At 46.3% G+C, this 16,285-nt stretch carries 17 protein-coding genes; 6 read left to right on the forward strand and 11 right to left on the reverse strand.

What is annotated here, in order from left to right; all coding sequences use genetic code 11:
- Window positions 1-175 precede the first annotated feature (175 nt).
- From WM95_RS22205 to WM95_RS22220, 4 genes are read left to right on the forward strand one after another with little or no spacing between them, the layout of a single operon-like run.
- Window positions 176-1,885 carry a class I SAM-dependent DNA methyltransferase gene (locus WM95_RS22205; RefSeq protein ID WP_045269866.1) on the forward strand — a complete coding sequence of 570 codons (1,710 nt, stop codon included), beginning with the start codon at window positions 176-178 and terminating at the stop codon, window positions 1,883-1,885.
- On the forward strand, window positions 1,875-3,287 hold the full coding sequence (locus tag WM95_RS22210; RefSeq protein WP_045269867.1) for a restriction endonuclease subunit S: 1,413 nt from the start codon (window positions 1,875-1,877) through the stop codon (window positions 3,285-3,287). Before WM95_RS22205 ends, WM95_RS22210 begins: the two co-directional genes overlap by 11 nt.
- Window positions 3,287-6,418, forward strand: coding sequence for a type I restriction endonuclease subunit R (locus WM95_RS22215; RefSeq protein ID WP_045269868.1), 3,132 nt, complete (start codon window positions 3,287-3,289; stop codon window positions 6,416-6,418). The genes WM95_RS22210 and WM95_RS22215 overlap by 1 nt, the downstream gene beginning before the upstream one ends.
- A gap of 34 nt (window positions 6,419-6,452) precedes the next feature.
- Window positions 6,453-6,947: a helix-turn-helix transcriptional regulator gene (locus tag WM95_RS22220; protein ID WP_006809979.1), complete on the forward strand. Its 495-nt coding sequence runs from the start codon at window positions 6,453-6,455 to the stop codon at window positions 6,945-6,947.
- Window positions 6,948-7,019: 72 nt separating this feature from the next.
- Here the strand turns inward: WM95_RS22220 and WM95_RS22225 are convergent, their stop codons facing one another.
- The 4 genes from WM95_RS22225 to WM95_RS22240 all read right to left on the reverse strand — a co-directional run bounded on the left by WM95_RS22225 (window position 7,020) and on the right by WM95_RS22240 (window position 10,324).
- Window positions 7,020-7,646, reverse strand: a complete 627-nt coding sequence (locus WM95_RS22225) for an inovirus Gp2 family protein (RefSeq protein WP_023294607.1) — start codon at window positions 7,644-7,646, stop codon at window positions 7,020-7,022.
- A 125-nt stretch (window positions 7,647-7,771) separates the two neighbouring features.
- Window positions 7,772-9,196, reverse strand: coding sequence for a YfjI family protein (locus tag WM95_RS22230; protein ID WP_000481743.1), 1,425 nt, complete (start codon window positions 9,194-9,196; stop codon window positions 7,772-7,774).
- A 115-nt stretch (window positions 9,197-9,311) separates the two neighbouring features.
- Entirely contained in the window at window positions 9,312-9,542 is a 231-nt protein-coding gene (locus WM95_RS22235; RefSeq protein ID WP_000982619.1) for a helix-turn-helix transcriptional regulator, read from the reverse strand.
- A 341-nt stretch (window positions 9,543-9,883) separates the two neighbouring features.
- Entirely contained in the window at window positions 9,884-10,324 is a 441-nt protein-coding gene (locus WM95_RS22240) for a hypothetical protein (RefSeq protein WP_000459847.1), read from the reverse strand.
- A 128-nt stretch (window positions 10,325-10,452) separates the two neighbouring features.
- Between WM95_RS22240 and WM95_RS22245 the strand changes: the two genes are divergently transcribed.
- A complete protein-coding gene (locus WM95_RS22245) occupies window positions 10,453-10,608 on the forward strand; it encodes a hypothetical protein (protein ID WP_001225594.1) in 156 nt (51 codons plus the stop codon).
- Here WM95_RS22245 and WM95_RS22250 read toward each other — a convergent pair.
- The 6 genes from WM95_RS22250 to tssD all read right to left on the reverse strand — a co-directional run bounded on the left by WM95_RS22250 (window position 10,605) and on the right by tssD (window position 15,280).
- Window positions 10,605-11,219, reverse strand: a complete 615-nt coding sequence (locus WM95_RS22250; protein WP_000049639.1) for a Fic/DOC family protein — start codon at window positions 11,217-11,219, stop codon at window positions 10,605-10,607. The genes WM95_RS22245 and WM95_RS22250 overlap by 4 nt on opposite strands.
- 4 nt (window positions 11,220-11,223) lie before the next feature.
- The gene (locus WM95_RS22255; protein WP_045269869.1) at window positions 11,224-12,540 is read right to left on the reverse strand and encodes a tyrosine-type recombinase/integrase; all 1,317 of its coding nucleotides are present in this window, start codon (window positions 12,538-12,540) and stop codon (window positions 11,224-11,226) included.
- Between the two features lie 863 nt (window positions 12,541-13,403).
- Entirely contained in the window at window positions 13,404-13,727 is a 324-nt protein-coding gene (locus WM95_RS22265; RefSeq protein ID WP_231106828.1) for a hypothetical protein, read from the reverse strand.
- A gap of 350 nt (window positions 13,728-14,077) precedes the next feature.
- Entirely contained in the window at window positions 14,078-14,350 is a 273-nt protein-coding gene (locus tag WM95_RS22270; RefSeq protein ID WP_045404077.1) for a hypothetical protein, read from the reverse strand.
- The gene (locus tag WM95_RS22275) at window positions 14,334-14,882 is read right to left on the reverse strand and encodes a DUF2778 domain-containing protein (RefSeq protein WP_063408919.1); all 549 of its coding nucleotides are present in this window, start codon (window positions 14,880-14,882) and stop codon (window positions 14,334-14,336) included. The genes WM95_RS22270 and WM95_RS22275 overlap by 17 nt, the downstream gene beginning before the upstream one ends.
- On the reverse strand, window positions 14,882-15,280 hold the full coding sequence (tssD, locus tag WM95_RS22280) for a type VI secretion system tube protein TssD (protein ID WP_063408918.1): 399 nt from the start codon (window positions 15,278-15,280) through the stop codon (window positions 14,882-14,884). Before tssD ends, WM95_RS22275 begins: the two co-directional genes overlap by 1 nt.
- Window positions 15,281-15,682: 402 nt before the next feature.
- Between tssD and WM95_RS27295 the strand changes: the two genes are divergently transcribed.
- Window positions 15,683-15,901, forward strand: coding sequence for a hypothetical protein (locus WM95_RS27295; protein WP_063408917.1), 219 nt, complete (start codon window positions 15,683-15,685; stop codon window positions 15,899-15,901).
- A gap of 126 nt (window positions 15,902-16,027) precedes the next feature.
- Here the strand turns inward: WM95_RS27295 and WM95_RS22285 are convergent, their stop codons facing one another.
- Window positions 16,028-16,228, reverse strand: coding sequence for an ogr/Delta-like zinc finger family protein (locus tag WM95_RS22285; RefSeq protein ID WP_029741756.1), 201 nt, complete (start codon window positions 16,226-16,228; stop codon window positions 16,028-16,030).
- Between the last annotated feature and the right edge of the window lie 57 nt (window positions 16,229-16,285).

Consider the following 16,285-nt stretch of genomic DNA (forward strand, 5'->3'; position numbering starts at 1 on the left):
TCTGCTTGAGGCCCGGAACTTAATGTCAACTTAGCCATAGCCCATCTTCCACTTCTTTGCGCTATCTCGTTTATGAACCTAGTCATTCCGGGTATCATTTTGCGATTAGCATTCCAAAACCAAATTTAAGATAGGCATGTTAGCACTATCGCTGCGATCGCCCCTGAGGATTTTCATGAACAACGCCGAACAACAGTTCCTGAACGAGCTGGATAACAAATTCTGGAAAGCCGCCGACAAGCTACGCGCCAACATGGATGCCGCCAACTACAAGCACGTGGTGCTGGGGCTTATCTTCCTCAAGTATGTGTCCGATGCCTTCGAGGCGCGTCAGCAGGAGCTAATCACCTTGTTCCGCGATGTCGGCAACCCGGACAACATCTATGCCATGTCGCGCGACGGTTACGACTCTGATGAAGAGTACGCACAGGCGATTGTGGATGAACTGGAGGTGGAAGATTACTACACCGAAAAGAACATCTTCTGGGTGCCGAAAGCCGCACGCTGGGATACGCTGAAAACGAAAGCGATTCTGCCGACCGGTACGGTGCTGTGGGTGGATGAAACCACCGGACAGGATGTGAAGCTGCGCTCCGTCTCCTGGCTGGTGGACAACGCGCTGGATGAAATCGAAAAAACCAACCCGAAACTGAAAGGCATTCTGAACCGCATTAGCCAGTACCAGTTGGGCAACGAGGTACTGACCGGGCTGATTAACACCTTCTCTGATGCCAACTTCAGCAACCCGGAATATAACGGTGAGAAACTGAGCTTAAAGAGCAAAGATATTCTCGGCCACGTATACGAATATTTCCTCGGTCAGTTCGCGCTGGCGGAAGGTAAGCAGGGCGGCCAGTATTACACGCCAAAAAGTATCGTCACCCTGATTGTTGAAATGCTGCAACCGTATAACGGGCGCGTGTATGACCCGGCGATGGGTTCCGGCGGGTTCTTTGTTTCCAGCGACCGTTTTATCGAAGAGCACGCGGGCGAGAAGCAGTACAACGCCGCCGAGCAGAAGCGCAATATCTCCGTTTACGGCCAAGAGTCCAACCCGACCACCTGGAAGCTGGCGGCGATGAATATGGCGATCCGGGGTATCGACTTTAACTTCGGCAGCAAAAACGCCGATACCCTGCTGGACGACCAGCACCCGGATCTGCGTGCCGACTTCGTGATGGCAAACCCGCCGTTCAACATGAAGGAGTGGTGGAACGCGAAGCTGGAAAACGACGTGCGCTGGAAATATGGTACGCCGCCGCAGGGCAACGCCAACTTTGCGTGGATGCAGCACATGATCCACCACCTCGCGCCAAAAGGTTCGATGGCTCTGCTGCTGGCGAACGGCTCAATGAGTTCCAACACCAACAATGAAGGCGAAATCCGCCGCAACCTGATTGAAGCGGATCTGGTGGAATGTATGGTGGCGCTGCCAGGGCAACTGTTTACCAACACCCAAATCCCGGCCTGCATCTGGTTTCTGACCAAAGATAAATCTGGTGGCAACGGCAAAGCACACCGTAAAGGTGAAGTACTGTTTATAGACGCGCGCCAGATTGGTTATATGAAAGATCGCGTGTTGCGTGATTTTAGCCGTGAAGATATCGCCAAAATTGCCGAGACCTTCCATGCATGGCAATCGGATAAAGACTACGAAGACGAAGCCGGATTCTGCTTCTCGGCAACGCTGGAAGATATTCAGAAAAACGGCTTTGTATTAACCCCTGGGCGCTATGTCGGTGCGGCCGAGCAAGATGAAGATGATGAACCGTTTGCCGAGAAGATGGCACGACTGACGGCGCAGCTAAAAGATCAGCTCGAAGAGAGTGCGAAGCTGGAAGCACAGATTAAGGCGAATCTGGGAGGGCTGGGTTATGGATTTTGATGAATATAGTTTTGCAGATTTATTGTCCAATATTGTTGACAATAGAGGGAAAACTTGTCCTGTAGAAGATAAAGGTTTCCCATTAATAGCGACAAATTGCATCAAGGATGACTCATTATATCCTGTTTTCGAGAAAGTTAGATTTGTATCAGATGACACATATAAAAATTGGTTTCGAGGTCACCCAAATGCTGGAGACATAATTTTTGTATGTAAAGGTTCTCCTGGCCGTGTTGCATGGGTGAAAGAACCTGTTTCCTTTTGCATTGCCCAAGATATGGTCGCAATACGTGCAGATCAAAGATTAGTTGATCCTATGTTTTTATTTTCATTGCTTCGTTCTGAGCAAGTGATTAATAAAATAAATAACATGCATGTTGGTACTTTAATCCCTCATTTTAAAAAAGGTGATTTCAAAAACCTCTATCTTTCAATACCTAGAAATCTTAAAATTCAGAGGGCCATTGGTTTGTTTTATTTCTCTCTTAGTGAAAAAATTGAGAAGAATAAAGAAATCAACCAAACCCTCGAACAAATGGCACAAGCCTTGTTCAAAAGTTGGTTTGTTAATTTTGAACCCGTAAAGGCCAAAATGGCAGTGCTGGAAGCGGGCGGTTCGCAGGAAGACGCAACGCTTGCCGCAATGACCGCCATTTCCGGGAAAAATGCGGATGCGCTAGCGGTTTTTGAGCGTGAACATCCTGAGCAGTATGCCGAATTAAAAGCCACAGCAGAGCTGTTTCCGTTGGCGATGCAGGACAGTGAGTTGGGGGAAATTCCGGAAGGGTGGACTCTATCTGAAATTGGAGCGCAAATCGATATTGCTGGTGGGGCAACGCCATCAACTAAAACACCTGATTTTTGGGATAATGGAGATATTCACTGGACTACACCTAAAGATTTATCCAACGTTAAAGACAAAATTTTACTGCATACAGAAAGAAAAATAACAAAAGCAGGATTGGGCAAAATTTCCTCTGGTTTACTACCTGTTAATACCGTGTTGATGTCATCACGTGCACCTGTGGGATACCTGGCAATTGCAAAAGTCCCTGTGGCGATTAATCAGGGATATATTGCCATGAAGTGTAATAAAGAGTTAAGCCCTGAATTCGTGTTACAGTGGTGTTCTGCAAACATGCCAGAAATTATATCTCGCGCAAGTGGTACCACCTTTGCTGAAATTAGTAAGAAAAATTTCAATCCAATTCCTCTTGTGAAGCCGCCACTTGAGCTTGTTAAAAATTATACCAAGCAAGTAAGTGCAATCTACTCGTTGATTGAAAATACTATGCGGGAAAATAATAGCCTAACCGAACTCCGCGACACCCTTCTCCCCAAACTTCTCTCGGGTGAAATTACCCTGCCGGAAGCAGAACAAATAATCAGCGAGGAAGCCTGATGCTAAGCGAAGACGATTTAGAACAGCAATGCCTGCAATGGTTTGCTGAACAGGGCTGGGACGTGCTGCACGGGCCGGATATCGCACCGGATGGCGATAACCCGCTGCGTGCCTCATTTCATGATGTGTTTCTGCGCCCGGTAATGCTGGAGCAGCTGCAAACCATCAATCCCCATCTCCCTGTTTCCGTGCTGGAGGAGGTGATACTGCGTATCGCCCATGCGCACAGCCCGGATCTGGTCGTCAGCAATAAAGTCTTTCATCACCTGCTGCTCAATGGCGTACCCGTTGAATATAAGCATGAAGACAAGGTAATTCACGATAACGCGCTGTTAATGGATTTCAACCATCCAGACAACAACCGCTTTATGGTGGTGAACCAGGTCGCCATTCAGGGAATAAAGCAGGTTCGTCGTCCGGATATCATTGGCTATATCAACGGTCTGCCGGTGGCGGTGATTGAGCTGAAAAGCCCCATTGATGCTAACGCCGATATCTGGGCGGCGTTTAACCAGTTACAGACCTATAAAAACGAATTGAGCGATCTGTTTATCTGTAACGAAGCGCTGGTGGTGAGCGATGGGCAGAATGCGCGCATTGGCTCTCTCACGGCGGATGAAGAGCGCTTCCTGCCGTGGAAAACGGTGGCGAACGAAAATGACAAACCGCAGTTTGACTGGCAGCTTAAAACCGTCGTGCAGGGCTTTTTTAACCGTGAATTATTGCTCGATTATATCCGCTATTTTGCCCTGTTTGAGAATGACGGCAAACGGCTGATTAAGAAGATTGCCGCCTATCACCAGTTCCATGCAGTGCGTGAAGCGGTGACGGCGACGATTGTGGCCTCGACCGGTAAACACCTGCCGTTGCACAGTAATATTCAGCCCGGTAGTAAAAAAGCGGGGGTCGTCTGGCATACCCAGGGTTCCGGCAAAAGTATCTCTATGTGCTGCTATGCCGGGAAACTGCTGCAACAGGCGGAGATGAACAACCCGACCATTGTGGTGGTGACGGATCGCAACGATCTCGACGGCCAGTTATACGCCACCTTCTGCCAGGCACAGGATTTGCTGAAGCAGACGCCACTACAGGCCAACGATCGAGATGAATTGCGCGAGTTGCTTAATGCCCGTGAATCCGGCGGCATCATCTTTACCACCGTGCAGAAGTTTGCGCCGCTGGACGGTGAGCAGAGCCATCCGGCACTCAATCAGCGCAGCAACATCGTGGTGATTTCGGATGAAGCGCACCGTAGCCAGTATGGCCTGAGCGCCACGCTGGACAGACAAACGGGTGTCTATAAATACGGCTACGCAAAACATATGCGCGACGCGCTGCCGAATGCGTCGTTTATGGGCTTTACCGGCACGCCGATTGCCTCGGAAGATAAAGATACCCGTGCCGTGTTCGGTGATTATGTCTCTATCTACGACATTCAGGATGCGGTCGATGACGGCGCAACGGTGCCGATCTACTACGAATCCCGGCTGGCAAAACTCGACCTGAACCATGAAGAGCTGGAAACGCTCTCTGATCAGGTCGATGAACTGGTAGAAGACGAAGAAACGGGCCAGCAAGAAAAAACCAAAGGTGACTGGAGCCGTCTGGAAAAGCTGGTCGGTTCAGAGCCACGTATTCAGCAGGTCGCCGCCGATCTGGTTCAGCATTTTGAAACACGTAACACTGCCATGAACGGCAAGGCGATGGTTGTCGCCATGAGCCGCGAGATCTGCGTGAAACTGTACGATGCCATCGTGGCGATACGCCATGAATGGCACAGTGAAGACGTTGAACAAGGGGCGATCAAAGTCATCATGACCGGATCGGCGTCAGATAAAGATCACCTGCAATCGCATATTTACAACAAACAGACCAAAAAACGCCTGGAAGCCCGCTTTAAAGATCTGAACGATCCGCTGAAACTGGTGATTGTGCGGGATATGTGGCTGACCGGGTTTGATGCCCCATGCTGTCACACCATGTATATCGACAAACCGATGCGCGGCCATAATTTGATGCAGGCGATTGCCCGCGTTAACCGTGTGTTCCGGGATAAACCCGGCGGGCTGGTGGTGGATTATATCGGCATTGCCAACGAGCTGAAGCAGGCGCTGAAAACCTATACCGATTCAAAAGGCAAAGGACAGACAACGGTCGATGCCAGGGAAGCCTTTGCGATTCTGCTGGAAAAAATGGATGTCATTCATGGGATGTTTGCCCGTTCGGCGGGTAAGCCGGGATTTGATTACACGGGCTTCTCCCGCGATCCGCTGGCCTTCTTGCGTGATGCCGTGAACTACATTCTGGGACTGGATGACGGTAAAAAACGTTACCTCGATGTCTCGCTGGCGATGAGCAAAGCCTGGTCACTATGTAACACGCTGGATGAGGCCGAACCCTTACAGGAGGAATTCGCGTTTCTTTCGGCGGTCAGGGTGGGGCTTATCAAACTCGATCCGAAGGCCAAATTTAGCCAGTCCGAAAAAAACTCGCTGCTGAGCAAGATCCTCGATAACGCGGTTGTCGCGACCGGGGTTGAGGATGTCTTCGCACTCGCCGGGCTGGATAAACCGAACATAGGTTTGCTGTCCGATGAGTTTTTGGAAGAAGTGCGGGAAATGCCGCAGCGTAATCTGGCAGTGGAACTGCTGGAAAAACTGCTCAATGACGGGATTCATGCACGTTCCGGTAATAACGTAGTGCAGCAGAAGAAATATTCTGACCGCCTGAAAGCCGTACTGCTCAAATACAATAACCGCGCCATTGAGACCGCGCAGGTGATTGAAGAGCTGATCCAGATGGCGAAAGCGTTCCAGGAGGCGATAGCGCGTGATGATGCGTTAGGGCTGACCCCGGATGAAATCGCCTTCTATGATGCGCTGGCTGAAAATGAAAGTGCAGTGCGTGAACTGGGCGATGATACGCTGAGAAAGCTGGCCATCGAAGTGACATTGAAATTGCGGCAGTCCACCACCGTGGACTGGCAGGTGCGTGAAAGCGTGCGTGCCCGATTGCGTATTCTGGTGCGCCAGACGCTGCGTAAGTATAAGTATCCGCCGGACAAAACGCCGGGCGCCGTGGAACTGATTTTGAAGCAGGCAGAAGTGGTGTCGAACAGCTGGACAGTCTAAAACGTTCATCGATTATCTTGACGGAGGTGGTTCAATGTCGGTTACTGTAACAGTTGAAAAAGTAGGGGCGGCATTTGCATTGATCAAATGCCACCATAGGCCTGAAGCAGAATATGAATTTACTGGTGAGTTTCTCGGGCTTTCACACGAGCTGAAGTTTGCAGGGAAGAATTTACGAGAACTGAGAGAAACTGGCTGTTCTATTTATGGAATTTATCAGGATGAATACGGCATGACCTTACTTCCTGATCATCCCGGCATTAAACTGGCCGAAATACTAGCGGTATCAAATATAGGACTGAATAAATTTTCGGTTTACATGGGATGTCGCGAGCAAGAGATAGTTGAATTGTTGAACGGTTCAGTTTCACTGACGAAAGCTATGGCACTCCGGTTATCGCATGTAGTCGGTGGAAGTTGGTCGAAGTGGATGTTAATTCAAGAGCAGTTTGAATTACAGTTGGCACAACGAGAGATTAAAGAATTAATGATTTTGACTAATATCGGGGATGAGGTCGTTGGATTATAGTAAAACAACCATCTTTAACTGATGGGTTTGGCCTTTCCATCCATAAGAAAGGCCATCGTTGTAAAAAATAAATTACCCGCGACTGCAGCCGAAATTACGGTCCCCATCACCGACTATTTTAGTTCTTACTTTGGTCATGTAATCCACTCTATTCATCAAATCGCTATAAGTCTGCTCAAAGTTGTCCCTTTTACGATTGAGAAGGTATTTGCCATTTGGCGGGTAATTAACTAACTTCCCCGAGCTATCTATCGGGATGCCAAGCGCACTGTACCAAGCTGTTGTTATCATTGTTCTTATCGTATTACGGTTTAAATCGTAATCACCTACATGATAATAAGCATCCTGATTGAAGCACAGTATCAAATGGTAATGCCGCTTTCCATTTTTGGTATATTCTCGGACCCATGCGTAACGTAAGGTTGAATGTCGGGTATCAGGCCAGTCTTTCCGTTGAGTTTTAATATGCTTATCGTGTTCAAGCTTTGCTTTTAACGCACTGGTAAAGCGAGATATAGCAGCAGAGTCAACCCTAGGTTGAAAGAATGGGTTATCTATTTCTTCTGTATCAATTGGGTCATGCAGATCAACACGAAGAATCATTGAGTTAGGATGTTCATTGAGGGAGTCTTCAATAACCTGTTTGATTCTATCCCGATATAGGGATATGTGTGATCCGAATTCACTATCGTATGTCATATAGCATCCTGTTTGATGATATTGGAGTAAGTGATGGATTTAATATATATTACCTATCATGACAACAAACCATTAACTGAACTGGGCTAATTATTCATTTTTGCTCTTGAATTAAAAACAATTAATCAGAATGAAGTTGAGGAGTTCAAGCCAGCGATAGCTATTAATGTGGTTTTCCCCTTTTTTCCTACAAGGATTTTATTTTGAGAGAATAATGTACTGAGTAATTCATTTGCTTTACTACGATTCCTGAATTTATTAGGACCATATTGGAGTATGGTGTTTTTCGTAATAAAAGGTTTACAATAACGAATGCAATAGTTTTTTATCCAGCAGTAAAGCTCATCTGTTTCCGCAACATCTAAAGAAAACTTTTCTTTTTTGGAGAACAAACGGATGTATTCTTCAATATACCAGGCCATTATATCCACTGCTGCTTTTACAGCGGCAATAGATATATCGCCCTCATCACCACTGAAGTAATGTAGTAAGGCAGCAAGCCTCGCCATATTCTCCGCCATTTTAGATGCATAATCCTTAAAATCAGACAGGAAGCCAAGCAACCCCATTTCTGACTCGACTTTGTTATAAAATTCGAGCCAGTGTTTTTCTGCTTCGGGAGAGAAACGCAGACACTGACGCTCATTTTCCTCATTTCTCGCAATGCTCTCATTAACAATGTCTATCAGTCGTTGATGAAATACCGGCAGATGCTCATTTGAGACAACCGGACTGGTAATTTGCCTGTTGCCCTGTGTTGAACCCGGTTGACATATCAAACATCGGGCGAAGAATCCGATCCCTTTCGCGGCATCGCCTTTTCGTTCCAGATACCCTTTTTTAAACACATCAGGCTGAATCATCAACCCCAGCGTCATTCTGGCATCTTTGATTAATTTATCTGGCTCGCTTTTTCTTTCCACGGGAAACATTGCGCCATCCCACATTTTATTGATGAACGGCAGTTCATTCAGCGCATAGCCGTCAAAAATAGTGCCAGCTTCATCAGACATAAGTCCTATGGACCGCCAGCGTCCACAGAGAGAGTCTTTTATCGCCGCAGGTGTGGCATCGTTGTATATCTGCCTTAACCGGACCGGTGCTTTTGGAGACGCAGCCAGTAACACTTTCAGCCGTTCATTCGTTGTGGAGTGATCTTTATTACGGCGAATATCGGATTTCAATTTTGACATCAGTGCTTTCTTTTCAATATTAAAAACCGTTTCTTCATTCCTCCAGACAATTAGGTCCTGGGTATATTTTTTAGACCATTCTTCTTCCAGTTGATACATTGGCTTCATCAGTAGTTTGTCCACAGTGCTTTTGCGCTCACCAGAATCAGCCAGTGTCAGTAAAAAAAGCGATACAGGGCTGCGCAGATTATTCAATCTGCACACATCAATCCGGTTCTGGCAGGCAAGCGAAATTACTCCCAATACCGATGCAGCAATCAAAGCTTGGGGAGCCTGGGTCTGCTGCTCCGCTTCATATACAGCATTTCTGATGATCTGCGGGAACACATGCACAGGGAAAGGACGACCGTTAAACATATAACACCTCTAATACAATTCACGTTAAAAATTCCCGCACAATTTGCTATTCCGCTATTAATAGCGGAAGTAGCAGGGTTAACGCGGGTCACTCAGAAAATGATCTCCCTTGAAACTAACGTTCATTGATCCAATAGAGCAGATCACTTAATAGCCATCCGCAGGATTTCAGGCCAATAGGCTTACGTAGCGGAAACTTACCAACCTGTTCCAGTTTCCACGCGGTAGAGCGGGAAATTGAAGTAATATATTGCCGTTCTTTTTCTCGTACTAATCGATCGCAAGTCTCACCATAATCTCTTAATACTTTTATACGTTGTTCATTTGTTAACTTGAAAGGCATCATTTGAGTTTCCTTGTTGATAGCGTGAAATTATAATGGTCGAGCCAAGATACGTGCGCAACATTCACGATTCTCATTAAGGAAAAGAGAACTTAAAACAAAATAAAAAACTTTACTATCAACAGGTTATGCCATGCATGCATTTTCCCTTATTAAGGGGTGCTATGATATGACTGAGATAAATTGCACACAGCAAACCATATATCACAGAAATAATATGTGAAAGATTCATGCTGGAGAAGAGCTGAAGGATGATTGCTGAAACGACTTTCAATAAATTCAAGAACCTTGTATTACCTGAGAATTACAAGCGTACTGATAAGTAACTCTCAGATTTAAAGAGATTACTGTTTAGCATCCATTTTTTTGAATTCTGTACACCAAGACTCAACAGTCTTTAATTGGAAGGAGTAAACAATATCATGTGACCTTGCTATGGAATCGAATTTTTTAATTAAATCCTTTGCAACAAACTTATCCATTCCATAGTGAGCTTTAATGAGAAGATAAATTGCATTTACTGTTGCCTTTCCTGCTCTTGGGACAGAGCTTTTAACTTTTGATGTCGCGCCATTATTTGACAACCCTTTTTTCAACTCATTATTTTCACTTCTAAGCATTTCAATATCTTTGATGAAATTTCCTCTATCAACAAGGAAGTTTTCCATATCTTTATGATACTTTTTTATGTCATCTAAAAGATTACTGTTTTCGCTTTTTAAAGCATTATTTATCCTCAGTAGTTCCTCAAAATTTTCTCGTGTCAAATCAGACTTATCAAACATTTTTTATCCTTTTAAAATCAACAAACATCTTGCAACCAAAAAAAATTACGATAAGCAATGTGAATTTAACTGGACCAAACTATCGTCAAACACCTACAATACTAGCAGCAGCCATCAGGAAATTTTTCATGAGAAAACATACATCATCTCAAGTAACTAAAGCAAAAATCCTCCGTGCCGTTGCCAGTTCAACTGCAATCGAAACGGGTGTTTCTATCCCAAAAATTGAGCAGCAACTGAAACAAAATCAGGCACAGGCGAAAGCCGTTGGCCTCGCCCGCTAGTCTGGCAAGATATCGCTCATCAGCTGCATCATAGGGCTGTAGTTCCCTGAGACACCTGCCTGTATTGCCTTGAAGTAAAACACCTTGTGCTCATCCCACAGGCTGTAGTCCAATAAGCCCTTCCCCGCCAGTACCGACAACACATCGCAAAGCAATCTCGACAGACGCCCGTTACCTTCTCTGAATGGGTGGATCAAAATAAATTCCACATGACATTCAGCCAGATAACGAACCAGCTCCGGACGAGCCAGGGATTTCAGTTCACCAGACCGAGAAAGAAACTGCTTCTCGAAACCATCAAGCAGCAGCGGAATCCTGTCGGCAGCCGCAAACTGAAAGCCGTCCTTAGTCAGGTTAGCGTTACGTAGCCTCCCTGCCCAATCGTACACATTCCCTAGCCACTGGCGATGCCACCTGCTGACGTGCTCAAAAGCCAGCGCCTCAGGCGGCTGGCCCTCAATAAATAGCTGCTCATACAACATCAGCAGCAAGCCAGACTCCAGCGCCTCCATTTCCTGCTCATCAATGATCCCCAGCTTATTGGCAAGCACTAGGTCGTTTGAGCCTGGCTGATATCGCTCTTCTGCTGAATTAAGCTCATATTTTGACAAGCCCTTACCTCCGCCCAAACAGGTTCACAACGTTGTTTTCATGCTGCCGCTGATAGTTATTAACCCGGTCTTCCCAGATCTCAAGCGCCCTACGCTTTTCAGGCAGGTAATCATAACGATCATAGTGTTTCGAGCTAACGTCGTTCAAAGCGTGATTTTGAATACGGTCACGGATCTCTTTGCTGATCCCCGCCTCCCCCATCAGCGTTTTACAGGTACGGCGTAAATCTCGCGCCGTGAAAACTTTAAACTCAGGATTAAAGGCCCGAAAATACATGATGGAACGCGCCAGACTATCCGTGCGCACTGGGCGCTCACCGTTCGTTGATAACGGAAAAATATAGGGACTGTTACTTTCCTTAGTCAGCTCTTTAACTGAGGCTAATTCCTGTAGTGCCGATTCAGTCAGCGGGATCAGGTGCTCACGCTTGTTTTTCGATACATCGGCTATGACCAGCAACGTCTTCTGTTGCCAATCAATAGCACTCCACTGGCTGGCAATCATTTCAAACGGGCGCTGTCCACCAGCATAGACACAGAAGCGGATAAGATGCTGCATCAGCGGCCCAACATTAGTGGCCTGTGCGAACTGCTCCATGACAAAACGCAGTTCTTCCAGCGTTAACCATGTATCACCCACTTTCTCCGCCGAGGACTGCTTCGGTATGGCCGATACCGGATTTACTTCAAGACCAAACGTAATACCCACGCTGGTATTCATCGGATCGTTATCGGCTTTCAGGCCGTAGTTAAATGCCGCCATCAGGTAGGAACGAATGCGGTTTGCATGGACTACCGCATCACGCTGGATAATGCCTGAGAGGATGGTTTTGACCTGAAGAGGTGTTACATCTTTCGCTTTAGTTTCGCGAGGGATAACCGTGTAACACTCTTTTTCAAGGCGCTTCAGAACATCAGCCCAGGTCCGCTTATTGTCGAGCTTCATCTTGTTAACGTAGCCATGCACCAGCTCCTCAAACGATCCTTGAGAGCGATGGATCTGCATAATGTGCTGCTCGGCCAGGCGTTGTTGCTCAAGTTCTTGCTGGGGTTCTTTCCCTTCAACAAGCCAGGCACCATACTTTTTCGCAAGCTCGTTGGCCGTCACCAGTTTCATCTCAGGCCAGATGCCCAACTGGATGAACTTCTCTTTCTTCCCTTTCTCAACGTAGTAACGGAAATAAAAAACTTTGCTGCCTGAAGGCTGAACCTTAACGCCAAGCCTGCCAGTACCACGTTGAGCGCTGTTGCTCCATACGTAGTACGCCGTGCTTTTTGTCTTCAATCCACGTATAGCAGTCTCGGTAAGATTAGCGGCCATGAGTTTACCTTTCTAAGGATAAGCGTTACCTGACCCGATGCCCATTTCGGGTCAGGTAACGGGTCAGGTAAGGATAGTACAATGGGGAAATGAGAGAACCAATCAGAAACAAAAATAATTTCATAACTAATTGATTATAGGCAATTAAAAATACAAACAGAGACAATCCCGAACAATTAAAAACATGCCAATTTTATGACTCATAATCGCTTGGTCGCTGGTTCAAGTCCAGCAGGGGCCACCAGATACAGCAAGGGCTGACGAGATATCGTTGGCCCTTTTGCTTTTTTGGGGATATGCCGGGATATTCCGCAAAGGGAAGCATGGTTAACTATCGTGACTACGTGCCGTTAAAAAGATAAACTTTCTAACCACACTCAACGAAGGGATAAAGCATGAGCCCACGGCGCCCAACACCTCAGGAATTATACTTTCAGTCTATTGAAAGGCAGCAGGAACGTGAAAGATACAATGAGTTTCTAACCTCTCGGGGTTATGAAAATAGCCCTGATAGCGCTCACCTGTACACAATGAGCAGGGGCTATACCGGCATGAAAGCAAGGGACACTATAATCATGCTGGCGGGTGAACTGCCTTACATGTATGACTAATAAAGTTAATGGCCCTTTTTATCACATCACCTCATTTTTTTATTTTCGCGGGTGTAAAAATTTGATGAAGCGGGCCGTTCCGCAAAACAAAAGCCTCAGGGATTGATCTTCCACCTCCTATCGATGGGTATGCAGCAAGATAAACGATACAGAAAAGCTAAATATACAGATGTATATTTAGCTTTTCTGTTACGAGTCTAATGATGGTGGTAGTTCAATAGCGAGGTTCCAGATGGTCAGTATGGGAACGTGTCAGGAATGGTTATAAAGCGTAAATGATCTGTCCAGCCAGATAACGTAAAAGGTAGCATTACGCTTGTAACCCACCATAGGTGCCTTACTGCAAAATCGAAATGCCATAAGTTCTACGTCTTCGGTTACATTGGCAGGAATAGCTGCTTTGAATGAGCTACGGGTGATTTTTTCGTATCCGAGCTTATGCCGGTCCTGCTGGCGGATATCCGCCAATGAAAGTTGACTCAACCGGAAAAGCTTATCAGTTAACGCTGCCTTTTCCTTTTGCTCATAGCAATCAACGCAAAAACCATTTTTGAAAATCACAAAACGAAAATTCATGAGGTTTACCGTAAGAAAACAAGCCTGACAGGCATGCCAGCTGCACTATCGCCCTGCAAGCAGGGTGGAGCACAATATGCTGGTAGTTTCCAAAATGATTAAATGTAAGCTGTGCAGTTCGCAGCTCCCCGAATGCGAATACGTTTTTTACGACGCAATCAACAAATAAAACAACCATTTACAGATATCAGGATTGAAGCGAAAAACCGGAAACTGCTAATTGCGTACTTTTAACGGAGTACTTAACTGCGAATTCGTAAAATTAACTCCCCAAAAAAAGCCCCTACGCGGGGCGTTTGTTAGTTGCTGGTGGTGGGCCTGCTATAACCCGTCAGAACTGCACAACTGTTTTATGAATTGCGCGCTAATAAGACAAGCTTTTCCCCGCTAAAAACGATCACAGCGGCTACCAGCGCATTAAACATGATGTACATCGTGAAATAATTATCCTCAACACGGTCTGGGTAAGGTTCCAGTTTCTCTGTCGGGATGTAATTCATGAGATTCGTGACGGTATATTTCATGCTGTCGGCCAGCGGGTCGAATACCCCTGAGAGCATCAGCGCAAACGTGATAGTCAGAAACATCAGCAGGCGTAACGACCACTTAGCGGAGCGTGACATCGCAACTCCCTGAGGCATTACCAATCACCGTAATATCACCATAAGCCCAGAGTTTATCCCCCTGCAGAATCCGGTGCCGGTGAGCCTTCAACAGAGCAGCACGTACTATGTAAAAATCACGCGAAAGAAAGAAGGTGATGCAGCCCTCACTGATGCCAGAACCATCTGGACGCGGTGGATGCAGGCGAAAATGACCCCGCTGATAGTGATGCGAATTGTCAACGTCAAAGGTCATGTAGTCATCCACTACACCGTCTTTGCGGAACAGGGCAAACCAGTCGTAGTAGTTATTTCCGGTAAATGCGTGTTTGAACCATGTCTGGCTGTGAGAAAATAATCCACCAGACGGACGATCTACAATCCAGTAACTCCCTGGAGGGACGGTGGCATTTGTCATGTACGAACATTCAGGTTTGTTGGCGAGATCGCCCAGCCCGGAAAACACCGGAAATGAACCTACCCCGCCCACATCCAAACGGGCTACGCGCCCCTCGTCGTAAAGATGGTTAAAATCAACCCGGCAACTGATCATCAGGCCACCACTCGCTGGTTCCATGAGTCTGTGTAAGAAATATTCCCGTCGAGATATAGCCAGGTAATGCTTTCATACGCCAGCGACACGGATTCAGTAGGATTATTCATTTGACCGCCAGTGTTTTTAAAATTGTGCATCACTGGCGTGACAGCCACCACTTTGACGTTTTTCAAAATAACGTGCATGAATTCTTCCTCTACGCCTGCGTCATTAATCCGATACCATTTAATGATTGCCTGCTGGAGTGTCTCGCCCTGACAGACGGCACGATTCAGGTAAGGTGTAGCCTTATCGAGCTCTTTGGTAAAACTTAACTGGTCATGCACCCGCGTCCCCGTAAGTTTCCCAAAAGTATTATCGTAAGGGATATGCACGCCGTGGTTAAAGCTCTGCATTTCAATAGCACCTTCACGCAGTAGAACATCAGGGTTCCAGTAGAGTTATAAAGCCAAATATATGCGGGAACAGCCATTTTATTAATTCCATTTAGTTGAGAAATTAACAAAACCTTACAGCCACTATTTTTATCAAAATGTAATTTTTTATAACGATTGAAACCCCGATAAAATATTTATATAAATAAAAAAAGCCAATAAATATGCTGAATATTTTAAAGTTGAAAAGGGTGGAGTTTTTTAAAGTCAGACTTTCGACTTTTTTACGCGGTCATATTCTACCTGGTCAGAAAATTGTGCTTTCACCTGCTTCATTGCTTACAGACATTCGACAGCATGCTGGCGATCTTCTGAGGTGATTTCGCCGCACGGCTTACTATTCAGAGCGTAAAGCACCGCATAGTGGCCGCCAGCGCCAGCAGCATCGGGAAAGGGGGTTATGTCGTCGATTATGCCCACGGCGAGTGGACGGGGTTTGTCAGATTGAACGCCTGCGGCCATTGTTCAGCTAGGCTGATCAAGCCACCGGCGGCGACTGATTTTATTTTTTCTCTGCTGTCTGGTGGTTTCCTGTTTCACCTGGAGATCAAGCCATTTATCTCCGAGGCTGAGCCTGATTAATTTTTCTGTTCACAGATTAATTCCCCTGGTGAAAATTCTTTCAGCAGGGGCCACCAAATTTTGTTTTTAGAATCATATGATTAAGCCACTCGACTGAGTGGCTTTTTTATTGGTTTTTTTGAGCAGCTAACCGTGGTTCAGCGAAGCCGTTCGGACACGTTCAGAGGCACCGGGGGTCGCAATCAGGCGCTCCACGGACTCCATCGTCACGAACGTACAGCTGCAGTCCACATTGGTGCACTGGTGATAGCGCTCTTTGGTATTTTCACTTAGATAGCGACTGGTACGCGCATGCGCAGAGTGCTTGCACTTAGGACAATGAAACATGTACCCCTCCACTTGATTCACATTCTGTGAATCAATAATACCCAAAATAAAACCAAT

It is taken from the genome of Enterobacter cloacae complex sp. ECNIH7 (genome assembly GCF_002208095.1).
Lineage (GTDB): Bacteria > Pseudomonadota > Gammaproteobacteria > Enterobacterales > Enterobacteriaceae > Enterobacter > Enterobacter cloacae_M.